General features: G+C 62.8%; 13 protein-coding genes. 12 read left to right on the top strand and 1 reads right to left on the bottom strand.

Annotation, left to right across the window (positions count from 1 at the left end; all coding sequences use genetic code 11):
• Window positions 1-106: 106 nt before the first annotated feature.
• From AC0L14_RS03565 to AC0L14_RS03515, 11 genes are all read left to right on the top strand, one after another.
• Window positions 107-715, top strand: coding sequence for a CGNR zinc finger domain-containing protein (locus AC0L14_RS03565; protein ID WP_473526197.1), 609 nt, complete (start codon window positions 107-109; stop codon window positions 713-715).
• Window positions 708-1,238 carry a hypothetical protein gene (locus AC0L14_RS03560; protein WP_473484277.1) on the top strand — a complete coding sequence of 177 codons (531 nt, stop codon included), beginning with the start codon at window positions 708-710 and terminating at the stop codon, window positions 1,236-1,238. The genes AC0L14_RS03565 and AC0L14_RS03560 overlap by 8 nt, the downstream gene beginning before the upstream one ends.
• A gap of 221 nt (window positions 1,239-1,459) precedes the next feature.
• Window positions 1,460-4,936 carry an indolepyruvate ferredoxin oxidoreductase family protein gene (locus AC0L14_RS03555; protein ID WP_473526195.1) on the top strand — a complete coding sequence of 1,159 codons (3,477 nt, stop codon included), beginning with the start codon at window positions 1,460-1,462 and terminating at the stop codon, window positions 4,934-4,936.
• Window positions 4,937-5,054: 118 nt separating this feature from the next.
• Window positions 5,055-7,364 carry a putative bifunctional diguanylate cyclase/phosphodiesterase gene (locus tag AC0L14_RS03550; RefSeq protein ID WP_473526194.1) on the top strand — a complete coding sequence of 770 codons (2,310 nt, stop codon included), beginning with the start codon at window positions 5,055-5,057 and terminating at the stop codon, window positions 7,362-7,364.
• Window positions 7,365-7,498: 134 nt separating this feature from the next.
• Complete coding sequence (locus tag AC0L14_RS03545; RefSeq protein WP_473748707.1) at window positions 7,499-8,290, top strand: N-acyl amino acid synthase FeeM domain-containing protein; 792 nt, start codon at window positions 7,499-7,501, stop codon at window positions 8,288-8,290.
• A gap of 130 nt (window positions 8,291-8,420) precedes the next feature.
• On the top strand, window positions 8,421-8,570 hold the full coding sequence (locus tag AC0L14_RS03540) for a DUF3096 domain-containing protein (protein WP_065006071.1): 150 nt from the start codon (window positions 8,421-8,423) through the stop codon (window positions 8,568-8,570).
• A 187-nt stretch (window positions 8,571-8,757) separates the two neighbouring features.
• Window positions 8,758-8,982 carry an aa3-type cytochrome c oxidase subunit IV gene (locus AC0L14_RS03535; RefSeq protein WP_123146345.1) on the top strand — a complete coding sequence of 75 codons (225 nt, stop codon included), beginning with the start codon at window positions 8,758-8,760 and terminating at the stop codon, window positions 8,980-8,982.
• Window positions 8,983-9,067: 85 nt separating this feature from the next.
• Window positions 9,068-10,324: a Re/Si-specific NAD(P)(+) transhydrogenase subunit alpha gene (locus tag AC0L14_RS03530; RefSeq protein WP_473748665.1), complete on the top strand. Its 1,257-nt coding sequence runs from the start codon at window positions 9,068-9,070 to the stop codon at window positions 10,322-10,324.
• A complete protein-coding gene (locus AC0L14_RS03525) occupies window positions 10,324-10,749 on the top strand; it encodes a proton-translocating transhydrogenase family protein (RefSeq protein WP_123146347.1) in 426 nt (141 codons plus the stop codon). The genes AC0L14_RS03530 and AC0L14_RS03525 overlap by 1 nt, the downstream gene beginning before the upstream one ends.
• Window positions 10,750-10,755: 6 nt before the next feature.
• On the top strand, window positions 10,756-12,153 hold the full coding sequence (locus AC0L14_RS03520; protein WP_123146348.1) for an NAD(P)(+) transhydrogenase (Re/Si-specific) subunit beta: 1,398 nt from the start codon (window positions 10,756-10,758) through the stop codon (window positions 12,151-12,153).
• A gap of 173 nt (window positions 12,154-12,326) precedes the next feature.
• Window positions 12,327-13,838 (top strand): hypothetical protein, encoded by a 1,512-nt coding sequence (locus AC0L14_RS03515; protein WP_473484264.1) that lies wholly within the window; start codon window positions 12,327-12,329, stop codon window positions 13,836-13,838.
• A 60-nt stretch (window positions 13,839-13,898) separates the two neighbouring features.
• Here AC0L14_RS03515 and gyrB read toward each other — a convergent pair whose 3' ends face one another.
• Complete coding sequence (gene gyrB, locus AC0L14_RS03510; RefSeq protein WP_473748664.1) at window positions 13,899-16,370, bottom strand: DNA topoisomerase (ATP-hydrolyzing) subunit B; 2,472 nt, start codon at window positions 16,368-16,370, stop codon at window positions 13,899-13,901.
• Between gyrB and AC0L14_RS03505 the strand changes: the two genes are divergently transcribed.
• Window positions 16,369-16,512, top strand: a complete 144-nt coding sequence (locus tag AC0L14_RS03505; protein WP_473484260.1) for a hypothetical protein — start codon at window positions 16,369-16,371, stop codon at window positions 16,510-16,512. The genes gyrB and AC0L14_RS03505 overlap by 2 nt on opposite strands.
• Window positions 16,513-16,661: the final 149 nt, after the last annotated feature.

The raw sequence follows: 16,661 nt of genomic DNA, 5'->3' as shown, positions 1-16,661 counted from the left end.
GGGACGAACGACATTCTCAAGACAAGGCAATGGCGATCGCCTCCGTGACGAGCGTTGCACCCGGAATCTAACTTGTCAAATGCGTTTTATCGGTTAGATTCGCCATATGGCAGTATCCTGGACTCCGCACCGCTTCACCGGTGGCATGCTTGCGCTCGACACGGCGAACACCGTCGTTTTGCGGAACGATCCGGAGAAAACCTTCGACCGGCTCAAAGATCCGGCCGAGATCGCCCGCTTTGCCGAAGCGGCGAGCGGCTTTCGCGCCGCCGAGCTCGGCGGCAGGCCGCTCGCAGCGCCGGCGCCTGGAAAGATCGCGCCGGTGGTGCTGTCGATCAGGGAGACCACCGATCGGCTGTTTCGCCGTGCGGTTTCGGAAGGTGCGATCTCCACCGGAGACATGCCTGAATTCCTTGCAGCCTGCGCCGACGGACTCGCCCAAAGCCGCACCGAAATCGGGAGGCCCGGAAAACCGTTCGGCAATCCGGCGACGCCGATTGCCTTCGAGGCGGCGCTTGCGGTCTCGGCGCTATCGCTGCTGCGCGGCGACACAATCGCCAGGCTGAGGATATGTCCGAACTGCAGCTGGCTGTTTGTCGACAAAAGCCGCAATTCCAGCCGCCTCTGGTGCGACATGGCGGTGTGCGGCAACCGACAGAAGGCAAACCGATACTATCGCCGCCGGACCGCGGCGAGGGAGGTCACCAATGTCTAAGAGATTCTCGCGCGCGATGATTGTCGTCGCGGCGTTGTTCGCGGCGGCCGCGCTCGGCGCCTGCCGTGACTCCGGCAAGGACCAGCTGTTCGCCATTTCCGGGAAGCTGTTCGAGTTCAACTACCGGCTGGGCATCGCCACCTATGTCATCACCCTCAATCCGCTGCGGCCGGTGGGTGAGGGACAGGTCGCCGTGGTCTCCTTCCAGAACCCGGCCGGTGGTGATCCGATCATCGTCACCCAGAAAATATGGCCGAAGCTGCCGCATGTGACCCTGACCAGCCCGCCGCTCACCTGCGTCGTCAAGGACAAGCCCTATGCGGTGTCGATCCGCATCGAGGATTCCAGCGGCAATTTGCTGCAGAGTTTCGAGACGACACTGACGTCCTCGCTCGACCAATCGGTCCTGCCCGACCGGCCTCTCGTGGTCGGGCCAGTCTACGAGCTCAACAAGGACCTGGCCGGCCATGTCGACGGCAAGCTGCCCGGCGAACCGAAGCCCAGTTGCCCAAAGGCTGCATGATGCGTCACCAGCGGCACTGACCGCCGCCGGAATTTTCGTGCTCGACCATCCTCACCGACAGGCGGTTCGTGGCGCCACACGGCCGCGCACGGATCATTTGTTGCGCGCCGTCTGGCACCTTCGATTTTGTTTGACCTCCCCGGCAAGGGAAGAAAGACTGTAGGCACTCGACTCCGACGTTGGCTGCGCTCGAACTGCGGCCTCCGCACAGGAAATGCCTGATGACGCTGCATGATGTCGCGCTCGACGACAAGTTCGACCTGGGAAAGGAGCGCATCTTCCTTTCCGGCGCGCAGGCGGTCATCCGCATGCTGCTGATGCAGCGCGAGCGCGACCGCCGGGCTGGCCTGAACACTGCCGGCTTCGTCTCCGGCTATCGCGGCTCGCCGCTCGGCGGCCTCGACATGCAGCTTTGGAAGGCCAGGAAGCAGCTCGCCCGGTCGGACATCGTCTTTCAGCCCGGCCTCAACGAAGAACTCGCGGCCACGGCATGCTGGGGGTCGCAGCAGGCCGAATTGCTGGGCGAGGGCACGCATGATGGCGTCTTTTCTGTCTGGTACGGCAAGGGACCGGGCGTCGATCGCTCCGGCGACGTGTTCCGCCATGCCAACCTCGCCGGCTCGTCCAGATATGGCGGCGTGCTTGCCCTGATGGGCGACGACCACATGGCCGAATCCTCGACCAACGCGCACGCGACCGAGTTCCTGTTCGTCGACACCATGGTGCCGATCCTCAATCCGGCCGGGGTCCAGGAGATCATCGACTATGGGCTTTACGGCTTTGCCATGTCGCGTTTCGCCGGCACGTGGGCGGCGATCAAATGCGTCAAGGACAACATCGAATCGACGGCTTCGGTCGATGCCGCGCTCGAACGGCTTGATATCGTCACCCCGGACTTCGAGATGCCGCCCGGCGGCCTCAACATCCGCAACGAGATCGACATGCTCGGCCAGGAGGAGCGGCTGCATGAATACAAGCGCGCCGCCGCTTCGGCCTTCATCCATGCCAACGGGCTGAACCGGATCGTTTATTCCGGTGGACGTGCCCCGAAGCTTGGCATCGTCACCATCGGCAAGAGCTATCTCGACGTCCGCCAGGCGCTGGAAGACATCGGCGTCGACGAAGCCGCCGCCAACCGCATCGGGATCAGGCTGTTCAAGGTCGGCTGCCCGTGGCCGCTCGACCTGCAGCACATAGCGGATTTCGCTCGCGGTCTCGACACCATCGTCGTCGTCGAGGAGAAACGCTCGCTGATCGAGGTGCAACTGCGCGAGAACCTTTACGGCACCGCCATGCAGCCGGTCATCGTCGGCAAGAAGGACGAGCGCGGCGACGGGCTGTTCCCGGCCAAGGGCGCGCTCGATCCCAACGATATCGCCATAGCGCTCGGCGAGAGAATCTTGCGGACAATCGGTCCGTCGGACGAAATCGCCGCGCGGGTGGCGAGTCTTCGCCAGTTCCAGGCGATGCTCGCCGACACGTCAGACATCGCCTCGCGCACCCCCTTCTTCTGCTCCGGCTGCCCGCACAATTCCTCGACCAAGGTGCCCGACGGCTCGCTCGCCGCCGCCGGCATCGGCTGCCATTTCATGGCGCTGTGGATGGATCGCAACACCGTTGGTTTCACCGCGATGGGCGGTGAGGGCGCGCAATGGGTCGGCCAGGCACCGTTCTCCAAGCGCGATCACATCTTCCAGAATCTCGGCGACGGCACCTATAACCACTCTGGTGCGCTGGCGATCCGCTTCGCGCTGTCGACCGACGCCAACATCACCTACAAGATCCTCTACAACGACGCCGTCGCCATGACCGGCGGCCAGCCGCACGAGGGTGGCCTGACCGTGGACATGATCGCCAGGCAGGTGCGGGCCGAGGGCGTCGAGCGGATCGCCATCGTCACCGACGAGCCGGACAAATATACCGGCAAGGTCGAATTCCCCGCCGGCGCCACCATCCATCACCGCGACGATCTCGACCTCGTCCAGCGCGAATTGCGCGAGGTCAGCGGCATATCCGTGCTGATCTACGACCAGACCTGCGCCGCCGAAAAGCGCCGCCGCCGCAAGCGCGGCACCTTCCCGGATCCCGACAAGCGCGTCTTCATTAACGAACTGGTCTGCGAAGGCTGCGGCGATTGCGGGGTGCAGTCGAATTGCGTGTCGATCCAGCCGGTCGAGACCGAGTTCGGCCGCAAGCGCAGGATCGACCAGTCGAGCTGCAACAAGGATTTCTCCTGCATCAACGGCTTCTGCCCGTCCTTCGTTACCGTGCATGGCGCCAAGATCAGGAAGGCCGAGGGTATTGCCGGCACGACCGATCCGCTCGACGGCGTGCCCGCGCCCGCTGAATTCCCGCTCGGCGAACAAGGCTGGGCGGCGATCATCGACGGCGTCGGCGGCACCGGCGTCGTCACCATCGGCGCGGTGCTCGGCATGGCGGCCCATCTCGAAGACAAGGGCTGCGGCATGATCGACATGGCCGGCCTTGCCCAGAAGGGCGGCTCGGTGTTCACCCATGTCCGCATCGCGCGCAGCCCGGACGATATCCATGCCATCCGCGTTTCGGCGGGCAAGGCAGACCTTGTGCTCGGCTGCGATCTCGTCGTATCGGGCGCCCAAAAGGTGCTCGCCGCGGTGCGCGAAGGCCACACGATCTTCCTCGCCAACACCGCCGAGATCATGCCCGGCGAGTTTACCCGGTCGGCGGATTTCTCGCTGCCTGTCGAGCGGCTGAAAAAGGCGATCCGCACTGCCGCAGGCGATAACAAGGCGCATTTCTTCGATGCCACCCGCACCGCCACCGCGCTGTTCGGCAGTTCGCTCGGCGCCAACATGTTCATGCTCGGCTTCGCCTTCCAGCATGACGGCTTGCCGCTGTCAGCCGAGGCAGTCGAAAAGGCGATCGAGCTCAACGGCCAGGCCGTGGCGATGAACGTCTCAGCCTTCCGCTGGGGCCGCCGCGCCGCCCACCAGCCGGAGTTCGTGCGCGGCCTCGTTGACCAGCCGGGAATGACTGCACAGAACGCCGCTGTCGCCGAGACGCTGGACGACATCATCGCCCGCCGCGTCGCCTTCCTCACCGGCTATCAGAACGCCGCCTATGCCAAGCGCTACGCCGACAGACTGGCCGCGCTGCGCAGGGCCGAAGCCCGTGCGGTGCCCGGTTCGACTGCTGTGACCGAGGCCGCCGCGAGGAACCTGTTCAAGCTGATGGCGATCAAGGACGAATACGAGGTGGCAAGGCTCTACACCGATGGCTCCTTCGCCGCCGAGCTGGGGAAGCAGTTCCAGAGCTACGACAAACTCGAATTCCATCTCGCGCCGCCGATCATGGGGCGCGGCAAGGACGGCAAACCGAGGAAGTCGAGTTTCGGTCCCTGGATGATGAAGGGATTCCGCCTGCTGGCAGCGATGAAAGGCTTGCGCGGCACGGTCTTCGACGTGTTCTGCTACAGCACCGAAAGGCGTATGGAACGGCAGCTTCTTGCGCAATACGAGGCCGACCTGGAGCTTGTCGCCGGCGCGCTGGCGCCGGGCAAGGTCGAGGCCGCGGCCGCCCTTGCCTCGGTGCCGGCGCTCATTCGCGGCTATGGTCACGTCAGGCAGGCCAGTGCCGAGAGGGCGGCTGGCGAGCGCCAGAGGTTGCTCGATCGCCTGGCGAAGGCGCCGGTGCGGCCGGAACTCCATGCCGCCGAATGATCGATGCGCCTTGTCTGAAGAAGCTCAACAGGCTTGACGCAGGCCCCGAGATGGCCCCTCTAAACCTTTCTTAAGGCGGTTATGACATGACTGCGGTTCGCGCGACACCCGCAAGGTCATGAACATAGATCGACCCGACGACATATCCGAGGACGTATACGTTGGCTTCGTTCGCTCGCTGTTTCGCGACGCAGGCATCTTGCTCGTTGGCGCCTTCACGCAAGGCGCTATGGGCCTGCTCGTGTATTGGAAAACGTCTGCGGCAATCTATCTCGCGCTCGCCATCCTGATGGTTGCCGCTAGTATCGGCCGTTATCTTGCGATCCGGAGGGTCAGTCCCGACACCATCGTCACCTACGAATCCGCGCTTTCCTGGGAACGCTACTACATTGTTGCCGGGACGATTCATGGGTCGGCGGTCGGACTTTTCGCGTTCGTATGCCTCTACGTGGTTCCGGACCTGTTTGGCGAGATTGCAGCGGTGTCGCTGGTGTTGGCAAGCACCATCACCATCGCCGGCCGCAATTTCGGCTCCCGCAGGATGGTCGCCATCCTGTCCGTGTCCGTGGTCGCGCCGATTGCGGTCGGCCTGATGCTGAAGGGCGACGTCTACAACGTCATTCTGGGCCTCTTTGTCATCCCGTTCATGTTCACCATCAACAAGATGGCGCATCTTGTGCGAAAGGTGCTGTTTACAGCAATCAGCGAAGAAAAGAAGGCGAACCGCATCGCCCAGCGCTTCAATCGCGCCCTGAACACCATGTCGCATGGCCTTGTCATGCTCGGCCCCGACGGCCGGGTAGCGGTGGCCAATGCCGAAGCCGCGCATCTGATGTCGCTCAAGTCGCCCGACGCGCTGCTCGGGCGATCGATCCACGGTCTGCTGATGCGCGGCGTTGCCGGCGGCATGCTGGCGCCGAAGGACTGCCGCTACATCGAAGCCCAGCTTACGCGCGCCCTGCGCGAGGGCCGCGATCGCAAGGTTCTCGTCTCGCTTGCGAACGGTCAGCACTATGAGTTCTCGGCGCGCGAAGGCAGCCAGGAACTGGGTGTCATCACCTTCGAGGATGTGACGGCCCGCGTCGAGGCGGAAGACAAGATCCGCTTCATGGCGCGTTATGACAGCCTCACCGGCCTGCCCAACCGCGCCTATTTCCAAGAGCTGATCGGAGAGGCGATGGCATCCGGCGACCTCGAGCGTCTCTGCGGGCTCGCCGTGCTCGACCTCGACGATTTCAAGAGCGTCAACGACACGCTTGGCCACCCGGTCGGCGATGGATTGATCTACGCCGTCGCTGAACGGCTGGCGGCGGTCGCCGTACCAGGCATCACCGTCAGCCGTTTCGGTGGCGACGAGTTCATGATCTTCTTCGACCGCGTCGAGGACGAGACCCATCTGATCAGCCAAATCGACGAGATTTTCATTGACCTGCAGGGCGAGGTCGACGTCGCCGGTCATGGACTGCGCATCCAGGCCAGCGGTGGCGCGGTGCTGTCGCGGGTCAGGGACACCGATGTCGCCGCCATGATCGTCAAGGCGGACCTCGCGCTATACAAGGCCAAGGAACTCGGCAAGAACACTTGGCGGTTATTCCAGGCATCGATGGATGCGGCATTTCGCGACCGTCAGCTGATGAAGGCGGATCTGCGCACTGCGGTGGAAAGCAAGGGGTTGCGGGTGGTCTATCAGCCGATCGTCGCGATGAGCACGATGCGGATCGCCAGTTGCGAGGCGCTGTGTCGTTGGGATCACCCCGATCTCGGACCGATCTCGCCCAGCATCTTCATTCCGCTGGCCGAAGAAATGGGCATCATTTCCGAGATCAGCACCTTTGTCCTGCAGGCGGCATGCGCCGAATGCGTCAAATGGCCCGACCCGACCAGCGTCTCGGTCAACCTTTCGGCCAAGGATTTCCGCAGCAGTGGCATCGTCCAGAAAGTCCGTGAGGCGCTCGCCGGTTCCGGCCTCGCCGCCGGCCGCCTGGAAATCGAAGTCACCGAGACCGCGCTTCTCGACGACAAATCGCTGACGCGTGAGTATATCGAGGAGTTGAAACGGCTTGGCGTGCGCATTGCGCTAGACGACTTCGGCACAGGCTATTCGAGCTTGAGCTATCTCCACAAGCTGCCGCTCGACAAGGTCAAGATTGACCGCTCGTTCCTGATGGACGTCACCCAGAACCCGAGTTCGCTCGCGCTGTTGAAGGGCGTGGTCGAACTGATCAGGGTTCTCGGTCTCAACGTAACTATCGAGGGCGTTGAGACTTACGAGCAGCTCAAGATTCTGACGCATTCTATCAAACCGGATATGGTCCAGGGCTTTTTGTTTGGTTCAGCGCTGACAGCGTCCGGCATCGGAACGATGGCTACCACGGTCTGGCCATTCGCCATCGATAAAAAGCCTGCGGGCAAACGTGCGCTTAGCTGATTCCGCGCTTCATTTTCGACCAACTCGACCAGACCTGCCGCGCGGCGGCAAGTTAAGGTTAATATTAGGTAAACGACGTCGATTGGATTTTCACCTTTTATGCCGCGACCGCACACGATAGGTTTGCAGTGAAGATGGCAGAAGGGAATTGTATTGTGGCGGTATCCGAAGGCGTTGTTCATGTGGATGACCGACCGACCGACCTCAGCGGGATGTCTTCCTTCTCGCGCAATGTTTCGACCCTTCTTGAGCGCGTGGAATACAGACGTTGCGAAAGCGGTGAAGACATGGAGGCGATTTACCGGCTTCGCTACAAGGCTTACCGGCTGAACGGCTTTCTGCCTGAATCCAGCGACCAGATGATGACGGATGCGCTCGACTACACGCCGAACTGTTATCGCTTTGGTGTCTTCGTCGACAATTCCCTTGTGTGTACGCTCCGTATTCATCATCTGACACCGAGCGAACCTTACGCGCCCGCAATGACCAGATTCGGCGATCTGCTTCATCCGCGCCTGCTTCGCGGCGAAACCTTCATCAATCCGACGCTTCTGGCAGCCGACCCGGACTTCATATCGATGCATCGTGCCCTGCCTTACGTTACGTTGCGGCTAGCACTTATTGCCAGCATCCGCTTCCACGTGACTGCCTGTCTCGGCGTGATCCGCAAGGAACACACGGCTTTCTACCAGCGGATTTTCGGTGCCGTGCAAGTGGGGCAACCGAGAGACTATCCTCCATTCACCGTTCCCGTGGTACTCTATGACGCGAACTACGAGATCAATTTGGAGCGGGTACTCCAGCGTTTCCCCTTCTTTCGGTCGACGCCGATGGAGCAACGCATGCTGTTTGAGACACCTAGTGCTGGTGAACTCGCGCCGCTGACCATCCTGCCGACCGCCAAATATTTTCGCGAAGCCGCCTGACATTGGCAATTGTGCATCGCGGCCTTGGAGCTTTCAGGTCGCTTCGGCGTTCTGGAAGACGCGCCGGTGGCGCGCGGACGACGTCAATCTGCATCGGTTCGGCGGCAATTTCTATCGAGAGGAACCTGACATGACCATTTCCACGCTCGCACTCACTCCGCTGATCTCGCTGATTGCCGGCGTGCTGATCTTGGTGATGCCGCGGCTCCTCAACTACATCGTCGCGCTCTATCTGATCGTCGTCGGCCTGCTTGGGCTGTTTCCGCAGCTGGCCGGCTGATGTGACAAGCCTCAGCCGCAAGGAAGCGCAAGGCGGCAGCCACGGTCACCTCAGGAACATCCTCCTGCATCCGGCGGCTTCAACTTTCCTGTAAGGCTGTTGTCTCCGGCGATGCGGCAATAGCGCCATTGCCCTCGGCCTGGCTTTTCGCTATGTGCCTGAAAGATGTCTTCGAAGGGGTATTCCTATGGCTGATCACTCGCCGACCGGTCCTGTCGAACTGGGCGCGAAGATGGACTATGCCGAGCACGACCGCACCTATGCCGGATTCCTCAGGCTGGCGAAATACGGATCGCTCTTTTGCCTCGCCGTGCTTCTGGCAATGGCTTTCGGCTTCTTTGCGGGCGGCTTCTTCTCGGGATTTGTCCTGTTCGCACTGATCCTCGCCGTCGGCGCTTTCATTCTCCGGTAAATTCTTCAAAACCCCTTGCCCGTGACATCGCCGGAAATCCGGCCGGCGTCCTGCGCAGACAGGTTCCAGCCGAAAGGATCATGCGGTGGGACAGACGGTTTTCATCCCTCGTGAGCTCGATGCGAACGAGCCGCGCGTTGCTGCCTCGCCCGACACGGTGAAGCGGCTGGCGGGGCTGGGATTCGCCGTGATCGTCGAAAGCGGCGCTGGCACGGCATCGCGCATTCCCGACGAGGAGTTCGCCAAGACCGGCGCTGTGATCGGTAAGGTCGGCGATGTCGCCAAGGCCGATGTGGTGCTGAAGGTTCGCCGGCCTGATGAGGCGGAGCTGAAGGCCTATCGCCCGGGCACTGCCGTCATCGCCATCATGGATCCCTATGGCAACGATGCTGCCGTCGATGCTCTGGCAACTGCCGGCGTCACCGCCTTCTCGATGGAGTTCATGCCGCGCATCACGCGCGCCCAATCCATGGATGTCCTGTCCAGCCAGGCGAACCTCGCCGGCTATCAGGCAGTGATCGACGCGGCTGCCGAATATGACCGAGCGCTGCCGATGATGATGACGGCCGCGGGCACGGTGCCGGCGGCGAAAGCCTTCATCATGGGCGTCGGCGTCGCCGGCCTGCAGGCAATTGCGACGGCAAGACGTCTTGGCGCTGTGGTCACTGCCACCGATGTGCGCCCCGCTGCCAAGGAACAGGTTGCCTCGCTGGGCGCAAAGTTCCTGGCGGTCGAGGATGAGGAGTTCAAGGCGGCCGAGACGGCTGGCGGCTACGCCAAGGAAATGTCTAGGGAATACCAGGCCAAGCAAGCTGCGCTGACCGCCGAGCACATCGCCAAGCAGGACATTGTCATCACCACGGCGCTGATTCCTGGCCGTCCGGCGCCGAAGCTGGTTTCGGCAGCGATGGTCGCCTCGATGAAGCCGGGCTCGGTGATCGTCGATCTCGCGGTCGAACGCGGCGGCAATGTCGAAGGCGCTGTGCCCGGGCAGGTGGTGACCACGGCCAACGGGGTAAAAATCGTCGGCCATCTCAACGTGCCGGGCCGCGTCGCGGCCTCCGCCTCGCTGCTCTATGCCAGGAACCTCTTTGCGTTCCTCGAGACGCTGGTCGACAAGACCACGAAGACGCTGGCCATCAACCGCGACGATGATCTGGTCAAGGCGACGATGCTGACCGATGGCGGCCAGGTCGTGCATCCGGCCTTCGCCGGCAAGCCGGCGGTGATGATCGCCTCGGCTGAACCTGCGAAGCCCGTTGCCGCGAAGAAACCGACTGCGCCAAAGAAAGCTGCCGCACTCAAGAGATCTGCCGCTGCCAAGCCGAAAGGGATCGCGTGATGGACCAGACCTTGCAGAAAGCCCTCGACCAGCTCGACCAGGCGACCGCCGCCGTCCGGCTCGCGGTGCAGGATCTGGCCACCGCTCCAGGCGGCACCGATGCGGCAGCCGACGCCGCGCACGCGCTGTCCGGCGGGGCGATCGATCCGTTCGTCTTCCGCTTCGCTATTTTCGTCTTGGCGATCTTCGTTGGCTATTACGTCGTCTGGTCGGTGACGCCGGCGCTGCATACGCCGCTGATGGCCGTCACCAACGCCATTTCCTCGGTCATCGTCGTCGGCGCGCTGCTTGCCGTCGGCATCTCGGCGTCCGGCATCGCCACCGGCTTCGGTTTCGTCGCGCTGATGCTGGTCTCGGTCAATATCTTCGGCGGCTTTCTCGTCACCCAGCGCATGCTGGCCATGTACAAGAAGAAGGACAGGTAGAGCGACATGAACGCCAACTTCGCCTCCTTCCTCTATCTGGTCTCCGGCATCCTGTTCATCCTGGCGTTGCGCGGCCTGTCGCACCCGACCACCAGCCGCCAGGGCAACATGTACGGCATGATCGGCATGGGCATCGCCATTGTCACCACGCTGGCGCTGGCGACCCCTTCGGCGGGAGGCTTTGGCCTCATCGTGCTCGGTCTGCTGATCGGCGGCTCGGTGGGCGCGGTCACCGCACGGCGCATCGCCATGACCTCGATGCCGCAGCTGGTCGCCGCCTTCCACTCGCTCGTCGGCCTTGCCGCCGTCATGGTGGCGGCTGCCGCCGTCTATGCGCCGGAAAGTTTCGGCATCGGCACGGCAGCCGACATCCACGCCCAGGCGCTGATCGAGATGAGCCTCGGCGTCGCCATCGGCGCCATCACCTTCACCGGCTCGGTCATCGCCTTCCTCAAGCTCGATGGCCGCATGTCGGGCAAGCCGATCATGATCGGCGGCCGTCACTTCATCAACGCGGCCCTCGGCATCGCGCTGATCGTGCTGATCGTGCTGCTGGTCACCACCGAGTCCAAGCTGGTGTTCTGGCTGATCGTTGCGGCATCGCTTGTCCTTGGCGTCCTGCTCATCATCCCGATCGGCGGGGCCGACATGCCGGTGGTCGTCTCGATGCTGAATTCCTATTCGGGTTGGGCGGCTGCGGCACTCGGCTTCACGCTCGGCAATCTGGCGTTGATCATCACCGGCGCGCTGGTCGGCTCGTCCGGCGCGATCCTGTCCTACATCATGTGCAAGGGCATGAACCGGTCATTCATCTCGGTCATCCTCGGCGGCTTCGGCGGCGAGACTTTCGCCACCGCCGACGACGGCATCGAGCGCACGGTCAAGCAGGGTTCGGCCGACGATGCCGCCTATCTGATGATGAACGCGCAGAAAGTCATCATCGTGCCAGGCTACGGCATGGCGGTCGCCCAGGCACAGCACGCGCTGCGCGAGATGGCCGACAAGCTCAAGGCCGCCGGCGTCGACGTCAAATACGCCATTCATCCGGTCGCCGGCCGCATGCCCGGCCACATGAACGTGCTCTTGGCCGAAGCCAACGTGCCTTACGACGAAGTGTTCGAGCTCGAGGACATCAACTCCGAATTCGCGCAGGCCGACGTCGCCTATGTCATCGGTGCCAACGACGTCACCAACCCGTCCGCGCGGGACGACAAGAGCTCCCCTATTTTCGGCATGCCGATCCTCGATGTCGACAAGGCCCGCACCTGCCTGTTCGTCAAGCGCTCGCTCGGCTCCGGCTATGCCGGCATCGACAACACGCTGTTCTACAAGGACGGTACCATGATGCTGCTCGGCGACGCCAAGAAGATGACCGAAGAGATCGTCAAGGCCTTGGACCACTGATCCGGGTTAGCGGCGCCGGTACACCGCCAGTTGCTCGAAACCAAAAGTCTGGCTCCGCGCCGGGCTTTTTCTTGGCCCTGAGCATCCGGCCTGGAGCGCCTTTGCTCTCACCCCGGTTTCAGAGCTACGATAGGCAAATTCTGTTCCGGGATTTGTCACCAACGGAGGCACTGGTGTCCGACCCTCATCCTGTTGCGTCGCCGGCCAAGACCAGTCCGCCGGCCTCCGGAAAGGCGCCGCGCAAGCTCAGCCAGGCCGTGGTGATCGTGCATGGCATGGGCGAACAGCGGCCCATGGGCACGCTGAGGGAATTTGTTCAGGCGGTCTGGAGTCATGATCCCGCCCGCGCGCCGTTTTATGCCCGTGTCACTGATCCGGCCGACCCCGACGGCGAGAAGATCAACCAGAGCTGGATCACGCCTGACAGCCGGACGAACTCGCACGAGCTTCGCCGGATCACCACCCCTTACGATATCGATGGCCGCCGCACCGACTTCTACGAGCTTTACTGGGCCGACATTACGCAGGGCACAACGCGGGGCCGGCTTGCGGCCTGGGTAACGAATCTGCTTTGGCGCAAGCCCGCCGACATTCCGCGCGATGCCCGCGGGCTGTATGTCGTCACGCTTCTGGCCGTCACAATAGTCTTGTGCGCGGCGCTCCTGCTCGCGACGTCGGCATCGCAAGGGTATATTTCCTGGACCACGGGTACGCTCGTCACGATCCTGGCTTCGTTCGTCATCTGGTTGGTGGACCGGTTTGGCCTTCCTTATTTCGGCGACGTGGCCGCCTATGTACGTGCTGAAGCGGCAACGGTCGAGAAGCGCGCGCTTGTCCGCGACCGTGGCCTGACGCTGCTGAGGCGTCTCATGATGGACGATGGCTACGATCGGATCGTGCTGGTCTCACACAGCCTGGGATCGATCATCGCCTATGATCTGCTGCAGATATTGTGGGCCGATTTCAGGCCCCGAAAGCTGGAAGCCGTCCGCGACAAGGCGAGACTGAAAGCGATCCGCGCCGTCGACGAGGCCACGCTCCACGCCGATGGTTCTGCGTGGCCCGACGGCTTGGATGATTTTTCCGGATTCCGCCGCGCCCAATGGGAGCTCTATCGGCAGCTTCGCACCAGGGACGCCGATCATCCATTGCCATGGAAGATCAGCGATTTCGTCACGCTCGGCAGTCCGCTGACCCACAGCGAATTTCTGGTGACCTACAACCTCGCCGAATTCAGGCGCGGCATCGCTGAGCGGCTGTTCTCGGCATGTCCGCCGATTGCCGAGACGGCGGCCGGTGGAACCGTCCTCTATCAGGAAGGGCGCAGCCGTTCGGGCAAACCACAGCGGGCGGTGCATCATGGTGCAGTGTTTGCTGCGACGCGTTGGACCAACATCTTCGACAGGGGCAATGGCTGGCTGACGGGCGACCCGATCTCCGGGCCGATGGCGGAAAATTTCGGCCCCGGCGTGGACAACATCCAGGTCGAGCTGTGCGGTTCGCTTGGCCGCATCTTCACGCACACGCTCTACTGGTCGCTGAAGACGACCGGCGTCGAGGTCGCCGCAGCCGCCGGCACGCCGCCGCGCTCGCATATTGGCGTGCTGCGCGACGCCGTCGACCTCGGTCGCAAACTGGAGCCAAGTCAGGCGGTGCCGACGATAGGCCGCACAGAAACGACCTGAAGCATAAAAAACGCGCGCCGGGAGCACGCCAACACCTCAAATACCCTGATTGATTGGGCCTCAGATATCCAGATTGGCGACCGACAGCGCATTGTCCTGGATGAACTCGCGTCTAGGCTCAACTTCGTCGCCCATCAGCCGTGAGAATAGACTGTCCGCATCGGTGGCATCGGTGACCTTGACCTGCAGCAGCGAGCGCACATTCGGGTCGAGCGTGGTTTCCCAGAGCTGTTCGGCGTTCATCTCGCCGAGGCCCTTGTAGCGCTGCATGGTCAGGCCCTTGCGACCGGTGGCAAACACGGCGTTGAGCAGCGCCAGCGGTCCCGAGATGGTTTCCGACACATCCTTGCGGCGCAGCAGCGGCGGCTCGCCATAGACTTCCGCGAGGCGCGGCGCATAGCGGTCGAGCTGGCGGGCGTCGGCCGAATTGATCAGCGCGAGATCGAGATGCGCGAACTCCTTGACGCTGCGCACTGTGCGCTCGAACACATAGCCGCCGATGCCTTCGTTCGAGGTCGACATGCGGCCGGTCCAGCCGCGTTCGGTGTCCTCGGCAATGATGTCGAGGCGCCGGGCGACACGCTCAGCCATGGCGTTGGCCCGGCCGAGATCGGAGAACAACTCAGGGTTGAGTGCGCCGGCGATCGCCGCCTGCTCGACCACGCCCCGGTTATAGCGCGTGTGCAGCCCGTTGATGAGCTGGCGCACCGCCAGCGCATCGTCGATGGCGCTGCGCAGGTCCTGTCCGGCCCGCACCTCGCCGGTGCTGAGCGCAAGCGACGCCTCCTCCAGCCCCGAGCCGATCAGGAATTCCTCGAAGGCGCTTTCGTCCTTGAGGTATTGCGAACTCTTGCCGCGCGTCACCTTGTAGAGCGGCGGCTGGGCGATATAGAGATGGCCGCGCTCGATCAGTTCCGGCATCTGCCGGAAGAAGAAGGTGAGCAGCAAGGTGCGGATGTGGGCGCCATCGACGTCGGCGTCGGTCATCAGGATGATCTTGTGATAGCGCAATTTGTCGGCGTTGAACTCGTCCTTGCCGATCGAGGTGCCGAGCGCGGTGATCAGCGTACCTATCATGTCGGAGCCGAGCATGCGATCGAAGCGGGCCCGCTCGACATTGAGGATCTTGCCGCGCAGCGGAAGTATGGCCTGGTTCTGGCGCGAACGGCCGCCCTTGGCCGAGCCGCCGGCGCTGTCGCCCTCGACGATGAAGATTTCGGACTTCGCCGGATCGCGTTCCTGACAGTCGGCCAGCTTGCCGGGCAGCGAGGTGACGCCGAGCGAGCTCTTGCGGGTGATGTCGCGCGCCTTGCGCGCGGCTTCGCGCGCCGCTGCCGCCTGGATGACCTTGTCGATGACCACCTTGCCCTCGGTCGGGTGCTCTTCGAGCCAGGTGCCGAGCGCTTCGTTGACGAGCCCTTCCACCACCGGGCGAACTTCGGACGAGACCAGCTTGTCCTTGGTCTGCGACGAGAATTTCGGATCGGGAACCTTGACCGACAACACCGCCGTCAGCCCCTCGCGGCAATCGTCGCCGATCAGCGCCACCTTCTCCTTCTTGGTGAGGCCCGAGGATTCGCCATAGCCGGTTATCTGGCGCGTCAGCGCGCCGCGGAAACCGGCAAGATGCGTGCCGCCGTCGCGCTGCGGAATGTTGTTGGTGAAGGCCAGCACGTTCTCGTGGTAGCTGTCGTTCCACCACATGGCGACTTCGACGGTGATGCCGTCGCGCTCGGCTTTGATCGCAATCGGCTTGTCGATCAGCGGTTTCTTGACGCGATCGAGATATTTGACGAACTCCTCCAGTCCGCCATCATAGTGCAACTCATGACGCACGACGTCGGCATGGCGGGCATCGGTCAGAATGATGCGCACTCCGGAATTCAGGAAGGCGAGTTCGCGCAGCCGGTGCTCCAGCGTGCCGAAGTCGAATTCGACCATTGTGAACGTTTCGGCCGACGGAAAGAACGTGATCTCGCTGCCGCTGCGTCCGTCATAGGTGCCGGCAACCTTGCGCTGTTCGTAGGTGCCGGTGACCCTTAGCGGCGCGTCGGAATTGCCGTGCGTGAAGCTCATCTCGTAGATCTGGCCGTTACGGCGGATCTTCAGCTTCAGCCAGGCCGAAAGCGCATTGACCACCGAGACGCCGACGCCGTGCAGGCCGCCAGACACCTTGTAGGAATTCTGGTCGAACTTGCCGCCGGCATGCAGCTGCGTCATGATCACTTCGGCCGCCGAGATGCCTTCGCCGGTGTGGATATCGGTCGGAATGCCGCGGCCATTGTCGATGACCGTCACCGAACCGTCGGGGTTGAGCGTCACGGTGACGAGGTCGGCATGGCCGGCCAGCGCCTCGTCGATGGCGTTGTCGACGACCTCGTAGACCATGTGATGCAGGCCCGAGCCGTCGTCGGTATCGCCGATATACATGCCAGGCCGCTTGCGGACGGCGTCCAACCCCTTCAAAACTTTGATGGAATCGGCGCCGTACTCGGCCTCAGCGCCGTTGGCGTTGTCGATCTGATCGCTCATGAAAACCTGTCTGATTGATGCCGCACATCCAGCGCAAAAAACCGGCTCCGAATCGCGCGTCCTTGATGTCCAAGATATAGGTGCAAAAGGCGGTTTTTCCAAGATTTGCAAGCATTTCCGAATGGAAGAAGAGCGCGCCTGACCGGCCAGGGCATCGGACCCAAAAAGTGGAGCCGGACTTGGAACAGAGCGGCGGCAACAACAGAGGGCCGACCTGTTCCGACGATCAGGCACTTTCCAGTGCCCGGTCACATTCCGGAGAGCCGGCGACATGGACGCTTGCCCTTGCCA

Source organism: Mesorhizobium sp. WSM4841 (assembly GCF_055811515.1).
Note: the sequence above shows the minus strand (reverse complement) of the source record. Positions and strands in the feature narration are given on the sequence as shown.

Excerpts from the sequence above, each read along its gene's own strand:
- AC0L14_RS03565 (WP_473526197.1), top strand. The coding sequence starts at position 107 with ATGGCAGTATCCTGGACTCCGCACCGCTTCACCGGTGGCATGCTTGCG.
- AC0L14_RS03535 (WP_123146345.1), top strand. The coding sequence starts at position 8,758 with ATGGCTGATCACTCGCCGACCGGTCCTGTCGAACTGGGCGCGAAGATG.
- AC0L14_RS03550 (WP_473526194.1), top strand. The coding sequence starts at position 5,055 with ATGAACATAGATCGACCCGACGACATATCCGAGGACGTATACGTTGGC.
- AC0L14_RS03560 (WP_473484277.1), top strand. The coding sequence starts at position 708 with ATGTCTAAGAGATTCTCGCGCGCGATGATTGTCGTCGCGGCGTTGTTC.
- gyrB (WP_473748664.1), bottom strand. The coding sequence starts at position 16,370 with ATGAGCGATCAGATCGACAACGCCAACGGCGCTGAGGCCGAGTACGGC.
- AC0L14_RS03540 (WP_065006071.1), top strand. The coding sequence starts at position 8,421 with ATGACCATTTCCACGCTCGCACTCACTCCGCTGATCTCGCTGATTGCC.
- AC0L14_RS03525 (WP_123146347.1), top strand. The coding sequence starts at position 10,324 with ATGGACCAGACCTTGCAGAAAGCCCTCGACCAGCTCGACCAGGCGACC.
- AC0L14_RS03520 (WP_123146348.1), top strand. The coding sequence starts at position 10,756 with ATGAACGCCAACTTCGCCTCCTTCCTCTATCTGGTCTCCGGCATCCTG.
- AC0L14_RS03545 (WP_473748707.1), top strand. The coding sequence starts at position 7,499 with ATGGCAGAAGGGAATTGTATTGTGGCGGTATCCGAAGGCGTTGTTCAT.
- AC0L14_RS03555 (WP_473526195.1), top strand. The coding sequence starts at position 1,460 with ATGACGCTGCATGATGTCGCGCTCGACGACAAGTTCGACCTGGGAAAG.
- AC0L14_RS03505 (WP_473484260.1), top strand. The coding sequence starts at position 16,369 with ATGAAAACCTGTCTGATTGATGCCGCACATCCAGCGCAAAAAACCGGC.